This window comes from Mesonia sp. K4-1 (genome assembly GCF_008017825.1).
Taxonomy (GTDB): Bacteria; Bacteroidota; Bacteroidia; order Flavobacteriales; family Flavobacteriaceae; genus Mesonia.
On sequence record NZ_VRLS01000029.1, the window covers coordinates 1 to 26,298 of the forward strand.

A 26,298-nucleotide genomic window follows, 5' to 3' on the forward strand; every position below is an offset into this window, starting at 1 on the left:
AAAGGGTGGTACAGCAATGGTACGGGAAGTAAATGGAAACGTGAAATTGAAAGTACAACCGGAAGCGAAGTAAAATGGAAATGTGGTACTCCTATAAAATGGACAGTAATTAAGATTTCGAAATGAAAATGAGAGGTTATAGCTTAAATAACCTCTAGGTGTCCAAGGTAGTCTACTGTAATTTTGTTGTTCGTAAAATAGAAGGGTTTACAGACCCAATTCTAAAAACTAAGTTTTAAGTATATTTTATAAAACCAGTTTAACCTTAAAAATAGGTAAAAACAAGAATTAGATTACAATTTATTACTATTTAAATAAGCCTTTAAAGCTTCCCGATAACTGACAGCCACTGGTATTTCCTTATTATTGATGAGTACGCATTTTCCATTGTATTGACTTATTTTAGCTCCGAGGACAATATAGAATTTGGGAATTCTCATGAATTGATAAGGGCCTAATAGAGTTTCTATCGATTTTAATGTTTTTAGTGATAAACAATAATTGTTACCTGTAAAAATTTTAGCATAATTTTTCAATCCCTTAACTAACAAAATTTTCAACCATAAAGCTATCTGATCTTATAGAATAACCAAATTGTACTAAACTTAAATTACAAATTTTGTTGCGTTAGATCCTTAAATGAGCTGAATGAAATTCTAAAAGATATTACAACTTTCATAGATTGTGAATAAAACAAATGTACCCTTTCAAATAAACTATAAAGATTTGATAATATTTAAAGATGAACAATAATTATTTATAGTTTTTATAACAGATAAAATCTACTAAAATTATTAGCTCAATAAGTATTTTATATTTAAAAAAAATATATAGGAATAATTAATATGAGTAAATTTTGTGATAAATGGAAATTGTAGTTTTTAAATAGAAAATCTAAGATGTATATATCAAGTAAAATTCTTAGATTTAAACTTCAATTGACTCTAAAATTACTTAAAAATCTAGTATTATTAATATTAAGATAGTGAACTAAAATAATTTTAATGATAGCCTTTAAATTATCTTTAGAATCTCAAGCTACATTTATTCTTTTAACTTTGTTAATATGAAATATCTAATTGCCGAAGATGAAAAGGAATTGCAACAATCCATTGCGACCTATCTAAGTCGTGAGGCAAATGTATGTGAGACCGCATCAGATTATCGGGAAGCATCTGAAAAACTGGAACTATACGATTACGACATCGTCGTGCTTGATATCAACCTCATAACAGGTAGTGGTCTTGAATTACTCAAAAAACTTAAGGAGCAAAATAAGAAATGTGGCGTTATCATCATCTCTGCAAATAGTTCTTTAGATGATAAACTTGAAGGTCTAGATCTAGGTGCAGATGACTACATTACAAAACCCTTCCACCTTGCAGAGCTCAACTCTCGTATAAAAGCGGTTTTGAGACGCGGGCAGTTTGGAGGGAATGACTCGATCACATTTGAAGAGATACGACTTGACACATTAGCACGTAGCGCTTATGTAAATGATAAGCCTATCACGCTTACGCGAAAGGAATATGACCTACTCTTATTTTTTATCACAAACCAAGGTCGCGTTCTTTCTAAAGCAATCATTGCAGAGCATCTTTGGGGCGATGATAGTGATTTGCTCGATAATTTTGATTTTATTTACGTACACATCAATAACCTAAGAAAAAAGCTCACTAAAGCAGGAGCAAAATACATACAGACCGCTTACGGTAGCGGTTATAAATTTATAGCAGATTAAAACAAAACCTCACAATAAAACAAGACTACTGAGTAAAGCTTCCAAAACATTCTTGTTGACGAGCATTGTCCTTTTATTAATCTCTGGTGTAATACTATTTATCTACACTAAGCTATTGCTTGATAATGAGATTGAAGAAGAACTCTACTCTAACAAAGCCCGTTTAGAAAAATTACTAGTAGAAGACCCATCTATAAAAGGAGTTTCGCCAGTAATGGAGGTAGAACAAGTGCTCAAGCCTGAAAAATTAAAAGTAAGTGACACCTTAATTTTTGATCCTTCACAAAATGAGATAGAACTCTTTAGACAGCTCTCAGAAACTAAGGAGATAGATGGAAAGTACTATCGTGTGACTGTAAGAGCAATGGTTATCGAGAGTGAGGATATATTATTTGCCATAGTATTTACTTTTACAGGTATAGTTTTTCTGGCTTTCATCTTCTTATTTTTCCTGAATAAGTCGAGAAACAAAAAATTGTGGGAACCATTTTTTATTAATCTGGATAGGTTAAAAAACTTCTCTCTTAAATCTAATAAATCATTAAATTTTGAAGATTCTGAAATACTCGAGTTTCACGAGTTGTCCACAGAGCTAGAATTACTTACTTCAAAAATCCAGATAGACTACCGTAATTTAAAACAGTTTACAGAAGATGTGTCCCACGAGATGCAAACCCCACTTGCGATTATGCAAGCAAAGATAGATACAGTAATTAATGACGAGAGCACTAGTGAATCGCAATTTGCAAAATTTTCTTCCCTACAAGAAGATATACAACGATTAAAACAACTCAACAAAAAACTTATTTTACTAGCAAAAATCGATAACGATCAATTTGTAAATACCGAGACACTAAACATAAATAATGTATTTCAGGACGCTATCGAAAACCTAAAAGAACTTACAACTACAGAAATTAATTTTATCGATGGCAACCCCATTAATGTAAAAATGGATAAGTCTCTTGCAGTAGTCCTGTGCAACAACCTATTGTCTAACGCGATTAAACATACCGGAAATAGTAGTCCTATAACAGTTAGAATAAAAAATGATATAGCATTTGTTGAGAATAAGGGAACAATAGCATTGTCAAAACCAGATCAAATTTTTGAACGTTTTTATAAGGAAAGTAAGAAAGATGAATCTACAGGATTGGGACTTTCCATTGTAAAAAAAGTCTGTGACTATTACGGTTTCACTCCATCATACCGCTTTCGCGAAAGCGAAAAACTACACATTTTCCAGATAGATTTTAACACTCAGCTTTAGGCTATACATAGATTGTCTTCAAATTCTCTTTAGAAGTAGTAGCTACGTTTGTCAAAAATATAGCTGATGAATCTATTTAAAAAGAAGCTTTTTTTCTTTTCCCTTTTACTCTTAATCTCGTCCATAGTCGAGGCTCAAGACACGATTACTATAACTGGTCAGGTTTTAGAGCAAAGCACACAACAATCATTACCATTTGTAACGGTTGCGTTAAATGAAGTACAGACTAATAAGACGATTACCGGCACCGTGACAGATGATACTGGAATTTTTACCTTAACTGAATTACCTACGGGCAATTATGTAATAGAGATATCATATATAGGTTTTGAGACTTTTCAGAAGAAAATCACGGCAGGTGGTCTCAATCTTATATTTGACCTTGGAAAAATCGAACTCAAAGAATCTGCCGAAGCTCTGGACGAAATCTCTATAATTGCCGAGAGAGCCACAGTAGCATCAGACCTAGACAAGAAAACCTTTAGTCTTGACGATAACGTAGCACAATCTGGTGGCTCTGTACTAGACGCTATGAAAACAATGCCTGGTGTTGCATTTGACCAAGAGGGGAAGGTTGTTTTGCGTGGTAGCGATAAGGTTGTTGTGCTTATAGATGGGAAACAGTCTAGCCTTACTGGCTTTGGTAATCAAAAAGGAATTTCTAATATTCCCGCCGCAAATATTGAGCGTATTGAGATTATCAGCAATCCGTCTGCCAAATATGATGCAAATGGTTTTGCTGGCATCGTAAATATCATTTACAAAAAAGAAAAGCAAACAGGTTTTAACGGCGATATAGGGTTGTCCTTTGGCCTTGGAGCTTTGTCAAGGCGCAAGGAAGATACACCTACAGATTTCGGGAGTTTTTCAGTAAACCCTAAATTGATACCTAGCGTTAACTTTAACTATAGAACGAAGAAAATAAATTACTTTCTTCAGACAGAATTTATCGTGCAAGAAGCGTTGCCTAATAATGAATTTACGACTCGTTTTTATGATGATGGAAGAACTATAATTTCACAAGTGCCAGAGAATCGCCGTCAGTTTCGCAATATCATTACTGGTGGTGTAGATTATGAAATCAGTGAGAAGGATAATATTACCTTTTCTGGAATGTACGATCGTGAGAAGCATATAGATACTTCTCAAGTGGCATTTATTAACCTAAATAATGACATACGTAATAGGCTGTACACTTGGAAAGAAGAAGAGATAACAAGTTTTATAAACGCGTCTGTGGCCTATAATCACGATTTTGCTCAAGCTGGACACTCACTATCTGCAAATGCTCAATATACCAGAGGCCTAGAGGATGAGAGTTATTTTTTAAATGATAGCTCTGCCGTGCGAGTAGGTCGTGATATGACAAACATTAGAGCAGTTGAACACACTTCAAGTTTTTCTACAGATTATGCCAGGGCTTTGAGCAGTGGACGTATGGAATTAGGTGCTAAGGCGCGCTTTAGACGCTTGCCTGTAGATTATACCATTATGCGAGGCAATGAATCTATCATATATCCAAATTTAGGAGACTTCTCAAAATGGAGCGAGAACCTATATGCAGTCTATGGAAATTATCTTTTGGAAAAAGAGCGTTACGATATAGAGGCAGGTTTACGAGCAGAACAAACAGAAGTATCCTATGAGCTCGATCCAGATAATATCTATTATGATACTAACGATAGCTATGATTACTTTGAGCTGTTTCCTAGTGTGCGATTTACCTATAAGTTGAACGATAGAAATAAACTTTCAGCATTTTATAACCGTCGTGTAGATAGACCAGGAGAGCCAGAACTACGTATTTTTCCTAAATATGACGACCCAGAATTATTAAAAGTGGGCAACCCTTATTTACGACCTCAGTTTACCAATAGTGTAGAAGTTGCACATCGCTATAGTTGGGGTTCTGGTTCATTATTTTCTGCGGTGTATCATCGTGAGATTAATGGAGCGTACCAGCGCATTTTCAGTATAGATGATAGCAACCCAGATTATGACATTGTAAACAGAATTTATCAAAATACTGGACACAGCACAAATACCGGTTTTGAAATACTGTTTAGCCAGGATATTGCAGACTACTGGAAGCTTACCTCAAGCATAAACTTATACCGCAATGTTATAGACGCATTTACTGGTACTTTATTGTTTCCGTTTGAACGCTCATTTATAATAGAAAATACGACAGATGAAGCTGGAGACTTTAAGATTACAAACACGTTTACGCTACCTTGGGAACTCGAGGCTCAGATCACTGGTCTTTGGTACAGTGCTCGCAATATTCCGCAGGGAGAAGAACTTTCTAGGTCGTCCATAGATATAGGATTTAAAAAGAGTATTTGGGATAAAAAGGGAACCATAACCCTTTCTGCTACTGACCTATTTAATCGTTTTGGCTTGCGCCAGCGCATTAATGGGCAGGATTTTACGGCACTCTATGAAAATTATTATGAAACTCAGATTATAAGAGCTGGGATCAATTATAAATTCTAGTGTGAGGTACGCTTTCGCGAAAGCGTAAAACCAACTTAAAATTTTCTTTAGAATATGTTTTTAGATTTAGATAACTTAATTAAAAACTTTCAGGGCTTATAGGCAAAACTACTTTTTAGGTCAGAACATCTATTATTTGGAGTAGCCATCATTTATGGGTAATAACCTAAATGAAAGTCCTGTAAAGGAAGGATCATCTTTGTGGTGACACGACGCACATCATCCTTCCTTTGTCAGGCACAACCTTAATAAATTCAAAGCTTTAAGATTGCCTTAGAATTTGAAACTACATTTAATATCATATTAATAAATGAGCTTTACAATGGATACAAAAGTTTTAAATAAGGTAGCAGAAATTACTGCGCTCTTCTGGGTTATGAAAATCATAGCCACTACGCTAGGCGAGACATTAGGAGATTTTATTGCGCAAACGTTGGGCTTGGGTTATAGGTCGGTATTTTCATTACGCTTGCATTTTTTGTAGTTGTTTTGGCCATACAGTTATATGCTAAAAAGTACGTCCCACTATATTTTTGGCTCGTTATTATTGCAACAACAACGCTTGGAACGGAAATTTCTGACTTTATGGATAGAAGTTTAGGTCTAGGCTATACCTATGGTAGCTTGATTCTCGTGATAGGACTTATTGGAACCCTAGCCTTGTGGTATGCTAAATTTAAAAACCTACAGGTGCATCCCATATTTAAGAGAAATAAGGAGATCTTCTTCTGGACTGCTGTGTTATTTTCAAATAGTTTAGGTACGGCTTTTGGAGACTATCTAGGCGATGTTGCGGGATTTAGTTATTTAATGGGTGCGCTGGTCACGGCTTCTATCATCGCTTTGGTTATTGTACTGCACTATTTTACTAAACTTAATCAGATAGCTCTGTTTTGGATTGCCTTCGTGTTTACGAGACCATTTGGTGCAACCTTTGGCGATTTTCTGACTAAGCCTTTGGATAAAGGTGGGCTGGACTTGGGTACTTTACCAGCAAGTATCATTTCTATTGTGCTGATGGCCATACTGATATACATTTCTCATAAACAGCATAAAATTAAAAATATACATCCTGTACTTTAGATTCTCTTCAAAATATCTTTAGAATCACAGCTTACATTTATCCTATAACTTTTAAAAAAAATATATTATGAAAAAAGCATTAATAGGAATAGGTCTCGTCTTTGTAGCCGTGGCAGCGCTGGCTTTTACCACTGCGACTAAAGACAAAGCGCCAGAAGCGGTAAAGGACGCTTTCGCGAAAAAGTTTCCCACAGCAAAAAAAGTGGATTGGGAGAAGGAAAATGATAAAGAATGGGAAGCCGAATTCAAAATGAACAAGATTGAATATTCTGCAAATTTCTTGGAAGATGGTACTTGGCAAGAAACAGAACACGAGCTTGAAATTTCTGAAGTACCTCAAAATGTGCTGAATGCGTTAAAGTCCAATTTCCCAAATTACGAAATCGAAGAAGCAGAGATGGCAGAAACTCCAGCTGGTATTCTTTACGAGTTTGAGATTGAAAAAGGCAAAGAAGAGTTGGAAATTGCCATAGATGCAAATGGAAAAGTGGTCAAAAAACAATCATCGAAAGAAGATGGAGATGACGATGAGGATGAAGGCGATGATTAATGGTAGCGTTAGTTAAGTAGTTGATTGGTTAGTTTGAAATGCCTTGAACTTTTTAGTTCTGGGCATTTTTTGATTTAAACCAATCTATCTGCTCCTGCACACCTTCTTCAAGAGTTACATTTGGTTTGTAAGTTAATAGCCTTTGAGCCTTATCGATCACTGCTTTTGTACGCAATTGGTCGCCACTACGAGCAGGTTTCATAATAATTTTAATTTCTGTATCGAGAAGTTTCTCTACAGCTTTGATCCCTTGTGCTGTAGTATATTCCTTATTTGTGCCTAAATTAATAACTTGTCCATCGGCTTGTCTTTCTTTACCCATTACACTCACGATACCATCTATTATATCTCTTATGTGGGTAAAGCTACGTTTATGCTCTAGGCTTCCTTCAAAAAGCGGAAATGATCTCTCGTTTAAAGCACAATCTATTAACTGGCTAAACATTTTATCAGGACGTTCTCGTGATCCATAAACTGAATATAATCGCAAAGAACAAGCAGGAAAATTGCCTAATCGAGACTGTGACATTACAATTTGCTCAGCAGCGAGTTTTGTCACACCATAATTTGAAATAGGTTTTGCCATTTGCTCTTCATCACAATAAACATCGATCCCATAGATGGAAGATGTACCTATGTTTACAAAAAGTTTAAGATCAAGATATTGACTGGCAAAATCTGCAAGGTTATGGGTCGTGATGACGTTATTAGATAAATAATCCTCAAAAGTGGATGAACTCGCAATACCAGGTTGGGCAGCACAATGAAAAATGTAATCTAAATCTACAGGTAATGCCATCACAAGATGTTCTACCCTTAAATCGCGCTCTATGGTCTGAACACCTAGCGCTTTTAAAGTATGAGCATTCTCTCTTTTAAGATTTACGTCATAGTAACTGGAAAAATTATCTAACCCTATCACTTCGTGTCCCATTTTATGCAACCTCTCTGCTAAATGAGATCCTATAAATCCTGCAATACCAGTAACTAATATTTTCATCTTTCCTGTAAGTGAATTTTTTAATTTGATGTGGTCAAAGCGCGTGCTACCTAGCTAATCAAGCGCATATTACATTCTAATTCTAAAGGAAACTTAAAGATGTGCTTTGGGTTAGCTCCATTTCAACTTAATATTTGCTTTAGATTCTCTTACTACCATTGTAATCTGAATAACCAGTAAGCAACCATAGAATGACCCAATCATTAACGATTATTGTTCCTGTTTACAATGAGCAAGAGAACTTAAAAAGAGTTGAAAAAGAACTTTTAGAATACATAGAAATTGCTAAAATCCCTACATCAGTTCTTCTGGTAAATGATGGTTCAAAAGACGATAGCCTAAACATTATCAAAGAGATATGCCATTCAAACTCATCATTTCACTATCTCAACTTTGATAAAAATTATGGATTGAGTGCTGCGATAAAAGCAGGTTTTGACCACGCAACCACATCGCTTGTGGGATATATAGACTCAGACCTACAGACAGATCCCAAGGAATTTGACCTATTACTTGCACATATAGGTAAGGCAGATTTAGTTACAGGCGTTCGGTCTAAACGTAAGGATAGCTTTGTAAAGAATATGTCTTCAAAAATTGCAAACGGTATACGTCGCAGTTTTACCCACGATGGTATGGATGATACAGGTTGCCCGCTCAAGATTATTAAAACAGAGTATGCTAAGCGTATTCCTATGTTCAAAGGGTTGCACCGCTTTCTACCAGCTATGATTTTGTTACAGAATGGTACGATTAAGCAAGTTCCTGTGAGTCACTTTGAACGTATCGCGGGAACGGCAAATTTTGGTGTGTGGAATAGATTGATAGGCCCGTTAATGGACTGCTTTGCATATCTGTGGATGAAGAAAAAATACATCAACTATAAGGTAGCAGATAAGGGATGAGCACTTGGTTAATATATGCCATAGGCTTTACTGCCCAAATCCTATTTTCTGGACGCTCTATTTTACAATGGATCATTTCAGAAAAGAATAAGCGTGTTCTCACGCCAGTACTATTCTGGCAACTCAGTCTCATTGCATCATTTCTATTGTTTGTTTACGGCTACTTACGTAATGACTTTGCTATAATGTTGGGTCAAACTCTTACGTATTTCATTTACATACGCAATATGCACCTGCAAGGTCAATGGACTAAATTCCCTAAAATCCTGCGCTGGTTTCTATATCTATTTCCTTTTATCATACTATACATAGGCTATAACAATCGGGTGTATGATAGAGTCCTTTTGTTTCAGAATGATGATATCCCATTCTGGTTATTGATGCTCGGTATTGTCGCTCAAGTAATATTTACGCTAAGATTTGTCTATCAATGGTTCTATTCAGAAAAACGCAAGGAATCGTCGCTGCCTATGGGATTTTGGATACTCAGTCTTTCAGGATCGATACTCATCCTTAGTTATGCGCTGTTGAGGCAAGATCCCGTGTTGCTAGTGGGTCACGCTCTAGGTTCATTTCTCTACATACGCAACATCATCATTTTAAAAAAACAGCTATGAGATCTTACATTGAGAAATACCCTTATGTAACAATCCTTGTAATGTGGTGGTTCATATTCCTATCTCATTTAGGCACATTATACCCTAATATAATGGAGGCACGCAATTTTGTAACAGCACGAGAAATGCTCACACAAGGCAACTGGATGCTTACTACTATGGATGGTTTGCCACGTTATGAAAAGCCACCCTTACCTACGTGGCTCACAGCATTTTCAGGAGATTTGTTTGGAATGGAAAACATCGCCGCCCTTCGTTTTCCCGCCGCACTTATTACACTGGCACTCTTATTTTTTATGTATACGCTTTCGCGAAAGCTTACTCAAAATAAAACCTATGCACTCATCACAACCCTTGTCTTGGGAACATCTTTCTATATCATATTTGCGGGGCGCAATGGGACTTGGGATATCTATGCACACGCTTTTATGTTTATGGGTATCTATTTCCTATTTCAATTTTTTGAAAATACCAGACAAGCTTATAAAAACGCACTATTAGCAGGACTTTTTATAGGATTGTCATTTATGTCCAAAGGCCCAGTTTCACACTATGCGCTTTTATTGCCCTTTCTTATCGCGTATGGGATTGTCTATAAATTTTTGGGATTTAAAAAAAAATGGTTGCCTTTAATTGCTATGCTTGTCATTATAGTCGCGCTATCGTCTTGGTGGGGAATCTACATCTATATGATGGACACCGCAGATGCCACACGCATCGCTACCAAAGAATCTAGCAGATGGATAGGCTACGAACTAAAACCCTTTTACTACTACTGGAGCTTTTTTACACAATCTGGTGTATGGACAATTCCTGCATTTATCTGTTTGTTGTATCCGTATCTAAAGAACAAAGTTTCAAACTTGAAGGCATATCAATTTGCGCTACTCTGGACTGTTGTGGCCGTGATATTACTATCCTTAATACCAACTAAAAAGTCACGCTATCTATTGCCTGTTCTTATACCACTTGCGATGACGGTAGGTTTTTACATTCAATATCTATTTAAAAATTTTGACACCATCACGAGTAAATGGGAGAAATGGCCAGTTTACTTTAATTATGGCTTGATTGGAACGATTGGTCTGATATTTCCTGTGGGAGCTTATCTGTATTTTGGCAATAAGCTGGATGGTTATTATTTATTCTACATTTTATCATCTCTTGCCTTATTTGGAACTGGGATTTTTATCTGGTACCATTTGCGAGTCCAAAAGTTTCCACTGGTTTTTTATGGAACCGTTGCCTTTATAATGTTTACAATTAACCTAGGCTTCCCATTGTCTAATGCCTTATTAGGCAATCCTGATTACAATGCAATTTCAAGATTAAATGATAGCCCAATTCCTGTCTATGTACTAGATGGAATGGCACCAGAACTAGTTTGGGATTATGGTAAGATCTCTGAGAGAAAGAGTGAAAATCAATTGGCTTGTAGCGGTAGCAGTCAGCCTTTTGGAGTAATAACCTATCAAACCAAAGAGAAGAGTAAGCTCAATTTCCTAAAAAAGAAATTTGATATTCTGAGCGTGGAGACCTTTGACCTAAACCCAATTGATAGCTCTAGGCAGGCATATAAAAACAGGCTTAAGGCAGATTATTATATCGTCCAGCGCAAGCCTTGATCACTTTAGATTTCCTTTAGATTTTCTTCAAATTTCAAAAAGATTCCTGTCACATCTTTGAATCAACTTAAAAACGACCTGCATATAGATACACATTTACTTTAATTAATAATAACAAACTGAATGTATATCAATTTGCCAAAATTAAAATCTCAGATTGTAGCAGCTACAATCGTTTTTACACTTCTCTTTGCTCAATTTGCCGTCGCTCAAGATACGAGCGAAACAAAACCACAAGTCGGCACCACGCAGAAAGTGGGCGATGTTATTTTATTTGCACTTCCAGCGGCTACGCTAGGAACAAGTTTCCTAATTGGAGATGAAAAAGGCGCTTGGCAATTTACTAAGGGATTACTACTCACAACAGGAGTAACCTACGGCCTCAAATTAGGAATCAATAAACAGCGTCCAGATATGAGTAATGATAACTCATTCCCATCTGGGCATACCTCTACAGTTTTTCATAGTGCAGGATATGTGCATAAACGTTACGGTTTTAAATATGCGATCCCAGCCTACGCACTCGCAGGTTTTACAGCTGCTAGTAGGATAGATTCAAAAAAGCACGATATCATAGATATTATCGCTGGTGCTGCTATAGGTCTGGGGAGTAATTTACTCTTCACCACAGAATATCAACAAGAACATATGGAGCTTAACTACATCAACTTTGAAGGAAACCATATGATAGGCTTCAAATACAAATTTTAATAATTGGCTTTAAATTTCTCAATATACAAATCGAATATAATTACAATTCAAATGATGGGTATCGTTAGTAACGATCTGATTTTGGGAAACATTTCAAATAGTATAATGAATTTAAAATATTATTAAAATGAAAAAAGATGTTACATCTACAGCTTCTCAAAATTTTATATTAAAGCTTTATACAAAAAGTATTGATTCGTCAGATACGTGGATAAATAAAAATATTAATGAGGTTAACTATAAAACACTTCTTGCACCATTGTTATTATTATTCGTAATAATTTTCTGCCTATTCTCAGAAGACGCTCTATCTGTTGATAACTATACAGGGTTTCAGAAAAAAGCATTTTTATATCTCAATGCTCACTTATCTCAGCTTCCAGATTTACAGTACAACTTAACTCAGTTAGGAGACTGCCTTATTCTGGTTCCATTCATAACACTATGTGTTGTATTTGCACCCAAATCTTGGCAATCACTGATTACATCTCTTATCGTTTCTGCCGTATTTTCTAATATTCTGAAAAAGTTATTTGCTATTCCTAGACCAGCTAGACTATGGGATAATAAAAGTTTTGTAATTATAGGAGAAACGCTTAAAGGTTATAACAGTCTTCCTTCTGGACATTCTATTGCTACATTTACCGTACTCATTATAGTTTTAATAGCTTTTATGCCGAAAAAAAGTGCCTCTAAAATAATATGGAAAACCCTTATTATAACTGCTGGATTAATTATTGCTTTATCTAGAGTCGGTGTAGGAGCACATTATCCAATTGATGTTCTTATAGGTAGCCTTATAGGATTTATATCAGCAATAATTGGAATTCTTATTACTCGAAAAATAAACCTATGGAAGTGGATGACTACTAGGAGGTATTATCCTTTAACCATATTTTTATTCACTATATGGGCAATTGTTTTAATTGTGAAATTAGTTGCCTTAAATTTGATAATTATTTATTTATCATTGATTAGTTTACTCATCTCAATATCAACCATTACCTATATTTATGTTCAAAAAAAGCATTAAACTTACTAATTTTGTTTTCATAGCGAGTTTTGTCAACTTTTTATTTTTTCACCTTCCCTTTTTTAAATTTGTCTTTAAAAATTTAGATTCTGGCAGTTCTAATGGTATATTTATAATTATAAGCCTTGTCACCGCAATGCTTGTTTCAAATGCCTTTGTTCTGTATCTTATTTTCTTTGTTTCCCAATATGCAGGAAAAACCTTACTATCATGTTTTTTTATCGTGAATGCAATTGCGGTTTATTTTATAAATACCTACGGGGTTTTTATTGATAGAACAATGATTAGTAATGTACTTAATACAGATTATGATGAGGCCACTAGCTTTTTCTCTTTTGGCCTGCTGTTTTATGTAATTATTTTAGGCATTATTCCTTCCATACTTGTCATTAAAACCACCATTATCAAAGAGAAAGCCAAGACTTTTTTTATCAGAATTTCTTTAATAATTTTATTTCTATTGACCCTTGTATTTGTAAATGCTAGTAATACTTTATGGATAGATAAGAACTCTACAGAACTAGGAGCTCTCGCAATGCCGTGGTCTTATATGGTTAACACACCAAGACATTATATAAAAGAGTATAAAAAGAATAAAAAGGAAATTTTATTGCCTGATGCAACGATAAAAGACAATACAAAATCCATTGCTGTTTTAGTCATAGGAGAATCTGCACGAAGTCAAAATTTTTCTCTATATGGTTATGAAAAGGAAACAAACCCTTTATTATCCAAGCTAACTAATCTTCACACTTTTAATGCGACATCTTGCGCAACATACACAACAGCTGGAGTAAAATGCATATTAGAACATAAAAATTCTAACAAGTTGTACGAATTACTTCCAAATTATTTATATAGAAATAATGTAGAAGTGATATGGAGAACTACAAACTGGGGACAGCCTCCGATCCATATTAAAAACTTTCAGAATAAAAATGACTTAAGGAAAGGTTGTAATGGAGAAGGATGTAATTATGATGAAAATCTTTTAAGAGGACTCAAAAAACAAATTGCAAAGAGTACAAAAAGTAAAATCTTAGTCGTTTTGCATACAAGTACAAGTCATGGGCCGTCATATAACAAAAAATATCCAAAAGCCTTTGAAAAATTCAAACCAGTTTGTGAAAGTGTTGAGCTAGGAAATTGTACTTCTGAAGAACTTATAAATGCTTATGACAATACCATAGTTTATACAGATTTTATTCTTTCTAAGATAATAGCTACTTTAGAGGAATTTCAGGAGTATAACAGCACAATGCTGTTCGTTTCTGATCACGGAGAATCCTTAGGAGAAAACAATCTCTATATGCATGGGATACCAGTAGCTTTTGCTCCAGCTGAGCAACTTGAAATTCCTTTTATCGTTTGGCAGTCCAACGGTTCCAGAACTCTTAAAACAAACCAAGACCATTCACAGCATAATATTTTTCATAGTGTATTAGATTTTCTGGCGGTAGACAGTCCAATTTTTGATGAGGAAATGAGTATTTATAAATAGTGATTGTATTTTCCGCTAATCCCACCTCATTTTCTGCAACCGAACCGCATTTAAAATAGCAAGCAACGCCACACCCACATCGGCAAACACCGCTTCCCACATTGTGGCAAGACCACCTGCACCAAGAATAAGCACAATTACTTTCACCCCAAATGCCAAGCCAATATTTTGCCAAACGATGCCAAGAAGTAAAAGGATAATATGATTGCTATAAATTTCACAATGCAAAGATAACAGAATTTTTGATTCCACTGGGTTGCAAAGATTATCAGATTACTGTATGGAATCAATCACGCTGCCACACGTCAACATCGCATCGCCAAAATAGGGGTTACGAATGTCCTTTTCAGCACTTAGCCAGACCGCGCCTTTACTATTATTTGCCATTGGACACTTCTGAACGTATAGCATCTCATCGGTTCCATTGACACTCATCGCAATGGACACCATATTTTCATTTAATATCACGAAATGGCCACGTTGATTTTCAAGATTGTCGTTCGCTGCAATGGCATCGAGTATTTCAATACTTTTCTTGATATTTGATTGTTCCATACTACCGAGACTTTTAATATCTGCGGATTTTAAGGCTGTTGATGTCGCTTTCGCGAAAGCGGAAACCTGATTTGCGTCGCTAGCTACCAAAGCATCTTTCATCTGTAAATAAGGCTTGAGCGCTTTTTTAAATTGCTTTTGAAAATTCTCTGAAAATTCCATTTCCATTTCAGACATTGGCATCATAGCATCATCTTCCTTTTCCTGATTCATCATAGATTTCTTGCCTTGTAACTGTGCTGCTGCGTCTACTGTAAAGGTTCCGTTGGTTACAATCTCATCGCCATTTTGTAAGCCTTCTGTTACAACATAATTTTCGTCATTACGATTTCCGATGGTTACTTCACGCATTTCAAAAACGGGTTCGTCGGGATTGGTTTTTATATAGACCAATGAGCGTTCGCCTGTCCACATCACGGCACTTGCTGGTACGGTAAGTGTATTTTCCACAGTTTGCGTTGTGCCTTTAACTTTGCCCGTCACAAACATTCCTGGTTTAAACAGGTTATCTCTATTTTGCAGGGTTGCCCGCGCCGTTACTGTACGTGTTGTATTATTTAAAATAGGGTCAATAAAAGAAATAGTGCCTTCAAATTCTTTGTTTGGATAGGCATTGGTCGTGATGTTGATTTTTTGCCCAACGCTGAATTGTGCTATCTGATTTTCATACGCATCAAATTCTGCCCAAACCGAATTCAAGTTGCTCAACTTCACAATAGGCTGTCCTTGATTTACATAATCGCCCTGTGCTGCCATTACTTCTGATACCGTTCCGGAAACCGTTGCATAAATCGGAAAGTTCTCACGCACGCTGCCACTTTCCTCAATAGCATTGATTTGTGTATCTGAAAGTTTCCAGTTTTTTAACTTGTTGCGAACGGCTTTGTATAAAGCGGGTTGCGATGCTTTGAGCGATGCTGCGGTAATCAGTTCCTGCTGTGCCGCTACAAGGTCTGGTGCGTAAATGGTTGCCAATAGCTGACCACGGTTTACTTGCTGTCCTTCATAGTTAACGTTGAGTTGTTCTATCCTTCCTTTAAAATAGCTGGATTGTACGGTATTGTTTTCTTCGTTTGCAGCTATTTTTCCCGAAAGGAAAATCATCCCGTCATCATCGCTTGTTTCTGCATTACCCACAATGGTAGTTTGAATATTTGCTAATGCCATAGCATTTTCGGTCATTTTTATCTCGTTTGCTGCGAGACCTTCTGCACCAGTTTCAGCAGGGATTAAGTCCATCCCACATATTGGGCAATCACCAGCTTCGGGTTGCATAATCTGTGGATGCATTGAGCACGTCCACATCTGGTCTGCACTCTCGCCAGAGTGGTCGTGTTGATCAGACATATCGGATATATCCTTATTTGCCATAGTATCACTTGACCCGTTTCCAAAAATGAGCCAGCCTGCGCCCAAACCTATTATTATGGCTATTGCTATATATAAAATGTTCTTATTCATAATCTTATTTTTCGTTTTCTAAACGTTCAATCATTTCTTTCATTTCGGCGATTTCCCTTCGTTGTGCCTTAATGATTTCTTCAGCCAGTTTTTTAACTTCAGGGTCTTCAATATCTGCACGTTCACTTGTTAAAATTGCAATGGAATGGTGTGGTATCATTGCTTTCATCCAAAGTACATCGCCTACGGTTGACTTTTGGTCACGTACGAGTCCTAATGCACTTACAAAGAGAACGATACTTCCCAAGACTATGGCGATATTCTTCTTTTTATTTTGGTACATACCACGCATTGCCACAAACATAATGATGGCCATAGCTGCGATACCAAGGCAGACCATATAAAACCTCGTTAGGCTAAACCAAACGTGGTCCCATTCATAAGTGTTTAAATACATCGTAATGTACATTGCTACAAAAGAGCAAGCGAGCATCGCTACAAAACGTGTGTAATGGTTTTTTGATTTTCCTGAATTTTTGTGTTCGTTTGAATTCATAATTTTTGGTTTTTTTGTTACTAATTATTTAATTTTCTTTTTTAGTTTTCTGATTGATGGGGAACTGATGTACCACAAAACGAAACCGCTTAAGACGGTTATCAACCCCAAAAGTGAAAATGCCCTTAACAACAACGTGTTGAAATTATCCCTTCCCTGATAATCCATTGTATGGGTCATCCAAAGAAAATCAAACCAGCGCCAATCCCTGTGTCTCACCGTTTGAAAAGCGCCATTCTCAACCGCCACATATGCTTTTAAATTTTGTGGTGTCTCATACAAGATTTCATAAGCTGGAAGTGGGCGACCGCGATATTCGTGATGTGGCCCTACAGAATCGACTAATTGAATTTTTGCTATTTCTAAATCGTCCAACATATACCTATTTGCAACTTGTTGTGCCTCTTTTTTAGAAATTCCATTTTTCCTTTGTCCCGTTCTTGCATTATAAAGCTGTGCTTCATTAATCCAATAATAAGGTTCATTTGCGATTTCCAGCAGTTCCAAAGATTGTACGGATTCTTTTGTAGCCAGTTGGGATGTGCCGAGCAAATTATCAAAAGAGGTCTGCACAGGTGCTGCTTTCTTAAAATGGTCGCCGTGTATCTCGTCGATGTCTGTCCAGCTGAAATACATCCCACTAATCGTCCACATCAGAAACTGAATACCTAAAAAAACACCCAAATAGCGGTGTGCTTTTCTAATCCATTTCGCTGTTTTTCTGTTCACCATTTTACTTTATTTCAAAAGGAAACTCAATTGTGACTTTTTCCCAACTCATTGAGATTGTTCCTGAAGTCTCTGTTGTTTTGTTTACTTTATACTCTAAATGTTCTTTAATTTCTTCGGAAATTTTAGGTGTCACTTTAAATCGTAATACATCATCTTTTTCATTATAGTCGTCCTTACCGTGTTGGTTCCAATTCCTGTTGAAAATGACAGTCCATTCTTCTTGATTCGGAATTACAAAAAATCCATATTTCCCGGCTTTCAATTCTTTACCGTCAATTTCTAAATCCTTATTTGTTTCAAGCCAAGTAGCCATATGGGCACCAGCCTGTCAGACTTGGTCGTAAGCCAACAATCCACCGAAAATAATTCTATCCCTTACGCCTGGCGACGAATAATCTATGTGAATATGAGCATCACCTATCATAGCCATTGCCGATGTGTGTGGACTTAGGGTTTTTTTGTTCTCAGATTTAGGTTCACTCTGGGTATGATTGTGCTCTGTCTCTATTTTGGTATTATTCTTTTCTTCATTTTTACATCCGCTGACAGCAACTACCAATAGGATTATCAAAATTTTATATTTCATAAGTATTTAATTAGTTAGATTATATGTTTTTACTTTTTAGACGTAATGAGTTGGCAATTACCGATACCGAACTGAAGCTCATCGCCAAAGCCGCAATCATTGGCGATAAGAGTATTCCAAAAAACGGATACAGTAGTCCTGCTGCAATAGGGATACCCAGCGTGTTATAAATCATTGCAAAAAAGAGGTTTTGTTTGATATTGCGCATTACTGCATCACTTAGATTTCTTGCCTTTACGATACCGTGTAAATCGCCTTTCACCAAGGTAATGGCTGCACTTTCAATGGCAACATCCGTACCTGTTCCCATTGCGATACCTACATCACTTTTAGCGAGTGCAGGTGCATCGTTTATTCCGTCGCCTGCCATTGCAACCACTTTGCCTTGTTCTTGTAATTTCTCGACTTCTTGTAATTTGTTCTCTGGCAGCATACTTGCTTGAAAATCGGCAAGGTTAAGTTCATCTGCGACAGCTTTGGCTGTATCGTGATTATCGCCAGTAAGCATAATGACTGCAATTCCCTTATTCTGCAAATCCTTGATAGCTTTTGCACTCGTTTCCTTTATTTTATCACCTATGACCACGTAGCCTGTAACCTTACCATTTATTGCGAGATAGGAAACCGTTTTCCCTTGTTTTTGATAGGATTGTGCCTCATTTTCCATAGCTTCGGTAAGCGTGGCATTTACCTGTTCCATCATTTTGGCGTTGCCCAAAGCCACCTCATTACCGTTCACTTTACCTTCAACACCTTTTCCGGTAACTGCATTGAATCCATCTGCTTTTAAAAACTCTGCGTTTTGTTCTTTACCATATTTTACGGTGGCTTCTGCCAGCGGATGTTCACTTTGGCTGTTAAGGGAAACAATGTATTGCAGCACTTCGTTTTCGGTAAATCCGTTGTCGAAAGAGCCCACTTTCTCAACTGTAGGCTTCCCTTCAGTTATCGTTCCTGTCTTATCGACAATGAGAGTATCTACCTTATCCATTTTTTCAAGAGCCTCGGCATTTTTTATAAGCACCCCATTTTGTGCGCCTTTACCAACACCGACCATAACAGACATTGGTGTCGCAAGTCCCAAAGCACACGGACAGGCGATAATCAATACGGCAATGGCATTGACCAAGGCATATACATAGGCCGGCTCTGGGCCCCAAATTGCCCAAACGGCAAATGTAACAACAGCGATTATAACAACGATTGGCACGAAATATCCCGAAACGGTATCGGCCAACTTTTGGATGGGTGCACGGCTTCGACTGGCATCATTGACCATCTGTATAATCTGTGATAACAAAGTGTCAGACCCAACCTTTTCAGCTTTCATCAAAAAGGACTGATTGCCATTGATAGTTCCGCTACTTACTTTATCATCTACTGATTTGTTTACAGGAATGGGTTCGCCCGTAATCATCGATTCATCTATAGAAGTTTCGCCTTCGGTAATAACCCCATCCACAGGAATCTTATCGCCCGGCTTTACACGCAGAATATCACCCAATTCAATTTCATCGATGGCCACTTCCTGTTCCTCGCCATCAACTACCTTTACAGCCTTGTTAGGTGCCAATTTTAAAAGTTCCTTGACTGCGGAATTGGTCTTGCTATGCGCACGAGCTTCCAGAACCTGCCCAAGCAATACCAAAGTTAGAATGACCGTTGCCGCTTCAAAATAGACGTGAACGGTACCTGCCTCGGTCTTGAATTGGTCTGGGAAAAAATCGGGAACGAGCATCCCGAATACGCTGAACAGCCAAGCAACACCTGCACCGATACCGATAAGCGTAAACATATTTAAGTTCCACGTCTTTATACTGCGGTAGGCACGTTCAAAGAACATCCAAGTAGCGTAGAATACCACAGGGATAGAGAGCGCAAATTGAATCCAATTCCAATAGTTTAATTCTAAAACATCATATAATGGATTGTTGGGCAGCATTTCGGACATTGCAATGATAAAAATGGGCAATGTGAAAGCGACCGCTATCCAGAATTTTTTAAGCAGTTTTTTATAGGTCTTTTCTTCTGCGGATAAATCGGGTTCCATAGGGACTAAATCCATTCCACAAATTGGACAGCTTCCCGGTTCGTCCTTAATAATTTCTGGGTGCATCGGGCAGGTATATTGGGTGTCGGAAGTAGCCTTTAGGTTCACTTCTTCAACCAAATCCATCCCGCAAACAGGACAATCGCCTGGTTTGTCGTAAGTCTTGTCGCCCTCGCAATGCATCGGGCAATAGAACGTTCCCGTTCCTTTGCTTTTGGGTTTCTCTACTTTCTTCTTATCGTGGGTATGATGATGTTCCCCATTTTGATGGATGCTGTATTGCCCACCGTTCGTTTTCAGCGCCTCTTGAAATTTTTCGATGGGAATATGTGATTGCATTTCAATGGTCGCTTCGGCTTTTTCTAAATCGACAGATGCATTAGTTACACCTTCGATTTTGGAAAGCGTCTGTTCGACGTGGGTTCTGCAACCGTTACAGGTCATTCCGTGTATATGGTAAGTATGTTTCATAATCATTGAATAAAAAATTTGACAATTAATCCACCAGCAAGCCATACGTAACAAATGAAGGCCGCATATTTTAATATCGTTTCCAGTAATGGACTTTTGGGTGCCATTTCGCTCATTGAATGTTCAACGTCTTTACGCTTGAAAAACCCTAAGTAAATCATGTATCCTGATATTGCGAGAAAGGCGATATTTAGATAGAATGTGTAATCAATCTTGAAATGGTCTTTATCTTGAATCTTGACCTGCGAAGGGTCTGGTAACATACCCAACAAATCGAATGAATAGTGCAAGGCTAAGGATGTTCCAATTAGAGCGGTAAAGAGTAGGAACAAAATGAAAAACGACATTTTCCAACCGTAATACTTTGCGTTAATACGTAGTACAGGAAAAACCACCAAATCACTAAAAATAAATGCCATTACACCTGCAAAACTCACACCTTTACCAAACAGTAAAGCTGCTAAGGGAATGTTGCCCATTGAACCGATAAAAGTCAAAAACGCAGCAACCGGCCCCACAACAATATGTTCCAGAACTTCGAGAAAGGTAAAATCCGTTTTTCCTTGACCACTATTGATAAATAGCGTTTGGAAAAACGAATCTGGGACGAAGGCCGCTACGATTCCAGCAATGGTAAAACCAACGGTTACATCCTTCCAGACCATCTGCCATTCCATCTTGTATTTCTTGGCGACCCTTGCCCAGCTATCTTCCTGCTGTATCTGCTTTTTCCAGTCTTTGGAATCATCCATTTCATCATCATCCTGACCTTCAAGATTTTTCTTCGCTTTTTCAATGAGTTTTTTGGGATTGATAATGCGGATAAGGACCCAGCAGATGAGTATGAGCAATATTCCACCTACATATTCCCCGACCACAAACTGCCATCCCAAAAAGATGGAAATGATAATTCCCAATTCAATGACCAAGTTTGTCGATGCCAGTAGGAAGGCAATAGAGGACACAAAACTCGCCCCCTTTTTGAAAAGGGATTTTGCGCTTGCCAAAGCTGCAAAGCTGCACGAGCTACTGATAAATCCGAAAAATGTACCCAACAGCACACTTTTGGATTCGTCTTTCCCCATTGTTTTCTGCATCCGTTTTTCGGTTACAAAAATCTGTATCATACTACTGATAATGTAACCCAAAATGAAAGCCCAAAGCGCCATCCAGAAAAATCCGGTGGTCGTATAAGCAGCTTCGCCCCATTGTTTTAGAAAATCGTTCATACGTCTTTGTTTTATTGTGCCTGACAAGGGAAGAGCTACTAACTAACCAACCATCAACTTGCCCTTCCCATACCAGGACTTTATTCCAAACTGTCTTTTAACGCTATCATATAATCTATTATCATCCTCTTATCTTCATCTGAAAGAATTGCATCCCTGTGAATGAGTGTATAAAAATCCAAAGGCATTTTATCTTCTTCAATTTGGCTTATGATAGACCGAAGTTTACTGTTCTTTCGCCGGTCTGAATATGTTGCCCATTCATTAAAATTAAGTTCGTCCTTACCTTCTTGTATGTGGTCTTTCAGATACCAAGCCGCAGGCTGTATCTTACTATACCACGGGTAATCTGTATTATTACTGTGGCAATCGTAGCAAGAAATCTGCAACCGATTTTTTATCGTTGCAGGTACTTGATTTTCGACCATAAAATCACTTTGCGGTACAGTATCGCTCTCGTTCAGGATTATTGGAAAGAACTGAATCACTATCAATGCCACAAGGGCAAGCCACGCTATGATTTTTAAAAACTTCAATTAGTTGATTTCTCGCTGTACTTTACCGCATTTCAACATTTTGTCACCGAAATAGGGGTTTCTAATTTCCTCGTTCATACTAAGCCAAGCACCACCCTCATTATTATTATACATAGGGCAGAATTGCTCGTATATCTTCATCTCAGTTCCGGTAATGGCAACCATATCGGTAACATCCTTGCTTAATATCTTAAAGTGCTCACGTTGGTGTGCCATATCACTTTCTGAAATGTGTTCTGCGTGTTCAATTGCGTCTTCCAAAATATCTTTGAGTTCTTGTTGCTCATTATCTGAATAGCTCGATGCATCAAAACTGCCCAAAGTGCTTGCCAGCGTGCCACCCAATTGTTTTGCTTTGTCATTATTCGTTTCGACAAGTGCATCTTTTAGTTTAAAATAGTCTTGTAGGACTGCTTTTGCACCTTGGTTGTCATTCATTGCCATATTGTCTTTGTCATCCATAGACTCTTGGTGCATCTCGTTGCTCATAGGTGCAGCAGGCTCATTTTTGTTTCCATCCTTGCAGGAAACCGTTAACACCATTATAGCAGCAAGTGCTATTGTACTTATTGTTCTTTTTACTGTTTTCATTTTTGTTATTTATTTAAGTTAATAATTGTTCTAAAATCTTAATGAGAGTCCACCACCAGCACCAAAGCGGTTATCATAGCTTCCCATTAATGAGAAGTTACGGCTCAATACGTATTCAAGTCCAACTTGCCAAGTGGTTTCTTCTTCAAAATCCTGACCTTCGGGTAACTTGCCGTCCCAACCAAAGTCCATCTGGTATTCATACTCGCCATAAATTCCGAGACGTGGAAAAATCATAAAGCCCGTACTAAAACTTATCTGCGGACGCAGTTTGCTGTCAATCCTGAAATCTGAATTAATGAGCAATGGCATTAACCATCGTACACCTGCAATGGCAGTCGTGTTTATCTCTTCAAGGCTGTCCTCACCTTCGTTCTCAACATTTACACCACCAAAAACTCGGAAGTAATCATTGAGATAGCGTTCGTATGTGAATTCGGCTTCCAAATTCTTGTTCCATCCATATTCGCCCCTTAGAGCAAATTGATTTCTAATGTTTGTTGCGGTAGCGTATAGCTCTGTCATATGACTTGCGGCCGTGATTTCGCCCCAAGTGAATATATGGTCTGCTTCGTTGGTAAGGTTAGTAAGTGGGTAGCCTTCTAATCGTTCATCCCGAGGTGTGTCATAACTAAAAATTCTTGCCATTCCAGAATTCATATGATATAAAATATGGCAATGAAAAAACCAGTCACCATATTCATTGGCGTCAAATTCCATAACTACTTTTTGCATAGGGGCAACATTTACCGTATGCTTTAATGGCGAGTATTCACCGTGCTCATTCAGCACTCTAAAAAAATGGCCGTGCAGGTGCATTGGGTGGTGCATCATTGTAAGGTTGTTGAGGGTGATGCGTACAACTTCGCCTTGCTCGATTTTTATCTTATCTGTTTCTGAAAGTGGAACACCGTTGATAGACCAGACGTAGCGGTTCATATTACCGGTAAGGTTGAACAGCATTTCTTTTACGGGCTTATCGTTTTCAAATTCGGTAGGTTCTTTAGCCCTTAAGTAGTTGTAATTGAACTCGGGATTGCCACCTGTTTTCATATTATCACCTACGACTTTATCCTTTGGAACCATATAACCCATCTTCATCCCGTCCATTTTCATATCGCCATTCATTTTCATATTGGCCTTGCCTTTGTTCATCTTCATTTCTGACTTGGACATTTTCATTTTTTCGTCTTTCATATCCATATCATCGTGAGCCATTTGGGTTGAATCTTTTTTCATACCCATTTTGTGGTCGCCCATATTCATACCGCCCATATCCATTTTATAATTTTCCATTACTTGAATGGAATCGTTTTTTGAAGGATTAAATTTTGAGGCAGGGGCACCCATCTTCATTCCCATTGACATCATTTGCTTCATATTCTTTATAAGATTAGGTTCTGGAACTACAGGTGCTTCCAATACATTTCCAGTTCCAATAAAAGTTGATGCTTCGCCAGAGCCATCCTGTGCCGTCGCTCTTACTTGAAGCTTACCATCTTGTGGAATCGTTATGATATAATCGTAGGTTTCGGCAACGCCAATCAAAGTTTTGTTATGTTCTACTGGAACCACATCCAAACCGTCTGCTGATACTAACATTGGATCTTCCCCACCAAAAGTCAACCAAAAGAAGGTTGCTGCGGAAGCATTCACAAAACGCAATCGCACTTTTTCCCCTGGCTCAAAGTCTGGATAGTCTTGTTCAGAACCACCATTGATAAAAAACTTGTCATAATAGTTATCTGAAATGGCTATGTCTGGCATTCGTTGCCACGCCATCTTTAATTTTGCACCTACTGCACCTTGGGCAATTAATTTATCCAGACTTTGAACCTGACCTTTTTTAATTAAATACCACTCATTACCACGCTTCAAATTTTTAAGTTGGGATTGTGGATTTTCATCAACCCAATCCGAAAGCACTAAGACCAAATCTTTGTCATATTCTAAATCTGTTTCCTTTGGATTTATCTGTAATGAACCATAAATACCTCTTTGTTCTTGAAGTCCTGTATGTGAGTGATACCAATATGTTCCAGATTGTTTTAGAGCAAATTTGTACTGTAAAGTTTCGCCAGGGCGAATAGGTGGTGTAGTCAAATAAGGGACACCATCGTGGTAATTAGGTAATATCATTCCGTGCCAATGCACCGAAGTTTCCACATCCATTTTGTTGGTAACATTTATGATGGCAAATTCACCTTCATTAAATTCGAGATTGGGACCAGGAATACCACCGTTTATAGTCATAGCCTTAACATCTTTACCCGTAAAGTTTACGGTTTTATATTCTATGGTTAAGTCATAAACCCGTTCTGGCCAGTTGTCAACATTTTCTTCAGTGTCGTTCGATACCAATTGGGCTTTTGCACCAAAAGTGATAAGCATTGTTAGAAGTAATGTGATTTTATATTTCATAGTTCTTAATTTTATTTGGATAAAATTACCGCTGTAAATCAACAGCTTGTGTCATAATTTTGGTTGTTATCTACATAATTTTGTCCAATGCATTCCTAAAATTTTTCTGTTGGGATTTATAAGCTGTTAGGCTCATTCCCGTTTCGCTTTTGAACTGGCCACTTAAATGATTGATATGGCTATAATCAAGCAACTGTGCCATTTCTGTAAAGTTGAGTTCCTTGGCCTGTACCAGTTCCTTTACCTTTTCTATTTTCAATTTGATGAAGTACTTCTCGATGGTAATGCCTTCGGTAATTGAAAAGACCTTACTGATTTTGGAATACTCGTGACCTAATGCATCTGCTAAGTGAGCGGATAATTTCTTATCGAGTTCCAAAGGCAATTCTTGCAATGCCTTTATCAGTTCTACCTTGACCAGCTCTGTGAGTTTTTCTTCGGTACTGCCAATTAGGGAAAATCCATTACTTTCAAGTAAAGTTTTCAATTTTTCGATTTCATCATCGCTCTCGATGTCGAGGCGCAAACGACCCAATTCGATTTGTAACAATTCGATATTTTGTTTATCCAGTCCATCCCTTAAAACCTTGATGCATCTATCACAAACCATATTTTTTATGTAAAAATCCTTGACCATA

General features: G+C 37.4%; 25 protein-coding genes and 2 pseudogenes. 13 read left to right on the forward strand and 14 right to left on the reverse strand.

The features are described from left to right. Positions 1–293: 293 nt before the first annotated feature. The gene (locus tag FT986_RS16285; RefSeq protein ID WP_370451128.1) at positions 294–560 is read right to left on the reverse strand and encodes a LytTR family transcriptional regulator DNA-binding domain-containing protein; all 267 of its coding nucleotides are present in this window, start codon (positions 558–560) and stop codon (positions 294–296) included. A 506-nt stretch (positions 561–1,066) separates the two neighbouring features. Here FT986_RS16285 and FT986_RS05330 point away from each other — a divergent pair. From FT986_RS05330 to FT986_RS05350, 6 genes are all read left to right on the forward strand, one after another. Continuing rightward, positions 1,067–1,741, forward strand: a complete 675-nt coding sequence (locus FT986_RS05330; RefSeq protein WP_147864183.1) for a response regulator transcription factor — start codon at positions 1,067–1,069, stop codon at positions 1,739–1,741. 55 nt (positions 1,742–1,796) lie between these two features. Next, positions 1,797–3,011, forward strand: coding sequence for a HAMP domain-containing sensor histidine kinase (locus FT986_RS05335; RefSeq protein WP_255505910.1), 1,215 nt, complete (start codon positions 1,797–1,799; stop codon positions 3,009–3,011). A gap of 66 nt (positions 3,012–3,077) precedes the next feature. Next, entirely contained in the window at positions 3,078–5,507 is a 2,430-nt protein-coding gene (locus tag FT986_RS05340) for an outer membrane beta-barrel family protein (RefSeq protein WP_147864185.1), read from the forward strand. Positions 5,508–5,883: 376 nt separating this feature from the next. After that, positions 5,884–5,991 carry a hypothetical protein gene (locus FT986_RS16125; protein ID WP_255505913.1) on the forward strand — a complete coding sequence of 36 codons (108 nt, stop codon included), beginning with the start codon at positions 5,884–5,886 and terminating at the stop codon, positions 5,989–5,991. Between the two features lie 101 nt (positions 5,992–6,092). Further along, positions 6,093–6,590: a hypothetical protein gene (locus tag FT986_RS05345; protein ID WP_255505911.1), complete on the forward strand. Its 498-nt coding sequence runs from the start codon at positions 6,093–6,095 to the stop codon at positions 6,588–6,590. Between the two features lie 67 nt (positions 6,591–6,657). Next, positions 6,658–7,140 carry a PepSY-like domain-containing protein gene (locus FT986_RS05350; protein ID WP_147864186.1) on the forward strand — a complete coding sequence of 161 codons (483 nt, stop codon included), beginning with the start codon at positions 6,658–6,660 and terminating at the stop codon, positions 7,138–7,140. 52 nt (positions 7,141–7,192) lie between these two features. On the opposite strand, the gene FT986_RS05355 is transcribed toward FT986_RS05350, so the two are convergent. Further along, positions 7,193–8,140 (reverse strand): NAD(P)-dependent oxidoreductase, encoded by a 948-nt coding sequence (locus tag FT986_RS05355; RefSeq protein WP_147864187.1) that lies wholly within the window; start codon positions 8,138–8,140, stop codon positions 7,193–7,195. A 191-nt stretch (positions 8,141–8,331) separates the two neighbouring features. Here FT986_RS05355 and FT986_RS05360 point away from each other — a divergent pair, with 191 nt between their 5' ends. The 6 genes from FT986_RS05360 to eptA all read left to right on the forward strand — a co-directional run bounded on the left by FT986_RS05360 (position 8,332) and on the right by eptA (position 14,532). Continuing rightward, on the forward strand, positions 8,332–9,045 hold the full coding sequence (locus tag FT986_RS05360; RefSeq protein ID WP_147864188.1) for a glycosyltransferase family 2 protein: 714 nt from the start codon (positions 8,332–8,334) through the stop codon (positions 9,043–9,045). Next, positions 9,042–9,662, forward strand: a complete 621-nt coding sequence (locus FT986_RS05365; RefSeq protein WP_147864189.1) for a lipid-A-disaccharide synthase N-terminal domain-containing protein — start codon at positions 9,042–9,044, stop codon at positions 9,660–9,662. Before FT986_RS05360 ends, FT986_RS05365 begins: the two co-directional genes overlap by 4 nt. A gap of 92 nt (positions 9,663–9,754) precedes the next feature. Further along, entirely contained in the window at positions 9,755–11,287 is a 1,533-nt protein-coding gene (locus FT986_RS05370) for a glycosyltransferase family 39 protein (protein ID WP_255505912.1), read from the forward strand. 123 nt (positions 11,288–11,410) lie between these two features. Further along, a complete protein-coding gene (locus tag FT986_RS05375; RefSeq protein ID WP_147864191.1) occupies positions 11,411–11,998 on the forward strand; it encodes a phosphatase PAP2 family protein in 588 nt (195 codons plus the stop codon). Positions 11,999–12,125: 127 nt separating this feature from the next. Beyond that, positions 12,126–13,031: a phosphatase PAP2 family protein gene (locus FT986_RS05380; RefSeq protein WP_147864192.1), complete on the forward strand. Its 906-nt coding sequence runs from the start codon at positions 12,126–12,128 to the stop codon at positions 13,029–13,031. Beyond that, positions 13,012–14,532: a phosphoethanolamine--lipid A transferase EptA gene (gene eptA / locus FT986_RS05385; RefSeq protein WP_147864193.1), complete on the forward strand. Its 1,521-nt coding sequence runs from the start codon at positions 13,012–13,014 to the stop codon at positions 14,530–14,532. Before FT986_RS05380 ends, eptA begins: the two co-directional genes overlap by 20 nt. A gap of 15 nt (positions 14,533–14,547) precedes the next feature. Here the strand turns inward: eptA and FT986_RS05390 are convergent, their stop codons facing one another. The 6 genes and pseudogenes from FT986_RS05390 to FT986_RS05415 all read right to left on the reverse strand — a co-directional run bounded on the left by FT986_RS05390 (position 14,548) and on the right by FT986_RS05415 (position 20,595). Further along, on the reverse strand, positions 14,548–14,784 hold the full coding sequence (locus FT986_RS05390) for a hypothetical protein (protein WP_147864194.1): 237 nt from the start codon (positions 14,782–14,784) through the stop codon (positions 14,548–14,550). A gap of 21 nt (positions 14,785–14,805) precedes the next feature. Then, positions 14,806–16,548 carry an efflux RND transporter periplasmic adaptor subunit gene (locus tag FT986_RS05395; protein WP_147864195.1) on the reverse strand — a complete coding sequence of 581 codons (1,743 nt, stop codon included), beginning with the start codon at positions 16,546–16,548 and terminating at the stop codon, positions 14,806–14,808. Between the two features lie 4 nt (positions 16,549–16,552). Further along, complete coding sequence (locus FT986_RS05400) at positions 16,553–17,044, reverse strand: DUF305 domain-containing protein (RefSeq protein WP_133642521.1); 492 nt, start codon at positions 17,042–17,044, stop codon at positions 16,553–16,555. Between the two features lie 24 nt (positions 17,045–17,068). Further along, entirely contained in the window at positions 17,069–17,776 is a 708-nt protein-coding gene (locus FT986_RS05405) for a PepSY domain-containing protein (RefSeq protein ID WP_133642520.1), read from the reverse strand. A 1-nt stretch (position 17,777) separates the two neighbouring features. Continuing rightward, positions 17,778–18,362, reverse strand: a pseudogene (locus FT986_RS05410) (DUF2911 domain-containing protein). A gap of 19 nt (positions 18,363–18,381) precedes the next feature. Continuing rightward, a complete protein-coding gene (locus FT986_RS05415; protein ID WP_370451130.1) occupies positions 18,382–20,595 on the reverse strand; it encodes a copper-translocating P-type ATPase in 2,214 nt (737 codons plus the stop codon). On the opposite strand from FT986_RS05415, the gene FT986_RS16290 reads away from it, so the two are divergent. Beyond that, positions 20,590–20,745 (forward strand): hypothetical protein, encoded by a 156-nt coding sequence (locus tag FT986_RS16290; RefSeq protein WP_370451131.1) that lies wholly within the window; start codon positions 20,590–20,592, stop codon positions 20,743–20,745. The genes FT986_RS05415 and FT986_RS16290 overlap by 6 nt on opposite strands. 21 nt (positions 20,746–20,766) lie before the next feature. Here the strand turns inward: FT986_RS16290 and FT986_RS16295 are convergent. The 6 genes and pseudogenes from FT986_RS16295 to FT986_RS05440 all read right to left on the reverse strand — a co-directional run. Next, positions 20,767–20,928, reverse strand: a pseudogene (locus tag FT986_RS16295) (heavy-metal-associated domain-containing protein); the annotation flags it as partial. After that, positions 20,886–22,112, reverse strand: a complete 1,227-nt coding sequence (locus tag FT986_RS05420) for a permease (protein ID WP_147864197.1) — start codon at positions 22,110–22,112, stop codon at positions 20,886–20,888. The gene FT986_RS05420 and the pseudogene FT986_RS16295, both read right to left, overlap by 43 nt. A gap of 80 nt (positions 22,113–22,192) precedes the next feature. Then, positions 22,193–22,648 (reverse strand): heme-binding domain-containing protein, encoded by a 456-nt coding sequence (locus FT986_RS05425; protein ID WP_147864198.1) that lies wholly within the window; start codon positions 22,646–22,648, stop codon positions 22,193–22,195. Continuing rightward, complete coding sequence (locus FT986_RS05430; RefSeq protein ID WP_147864199.1) at positions 22,649–23,239, reverse strand: DUF3347 domain-containing protein; 591 nt, start codon at positions 23,237–23,239, stop codon at positions 22,649–22,651. It lies immediately after the preceding gene. Between the two features lie 30 nt (positions 23,240–23,269). After that, complete coding sequence (locus FT986_RS05435) at positions 23,270–25,660, reverse strand: multicopper oxidase domain-containing protein (protein ID WP_147864200.1); 2,391 nt, start codon at positions 25,658–25,660, stop codon at positions 23,270–23,272. Between the two features lie 70 nt (positions 25,661–25,730). Next, positions 25,731–26,297: an AraC family transcriptional regulator gene (locus tag FT986_RS05440; protein WP_147864201.1), complete on the reverse strand. Its 567-nt coding sequence runs from the start codon at positions 26,295–26,297 to the stop codon at positions 25,731–25,733. Position 26,298: the final 1 nt, after the last annotated feature.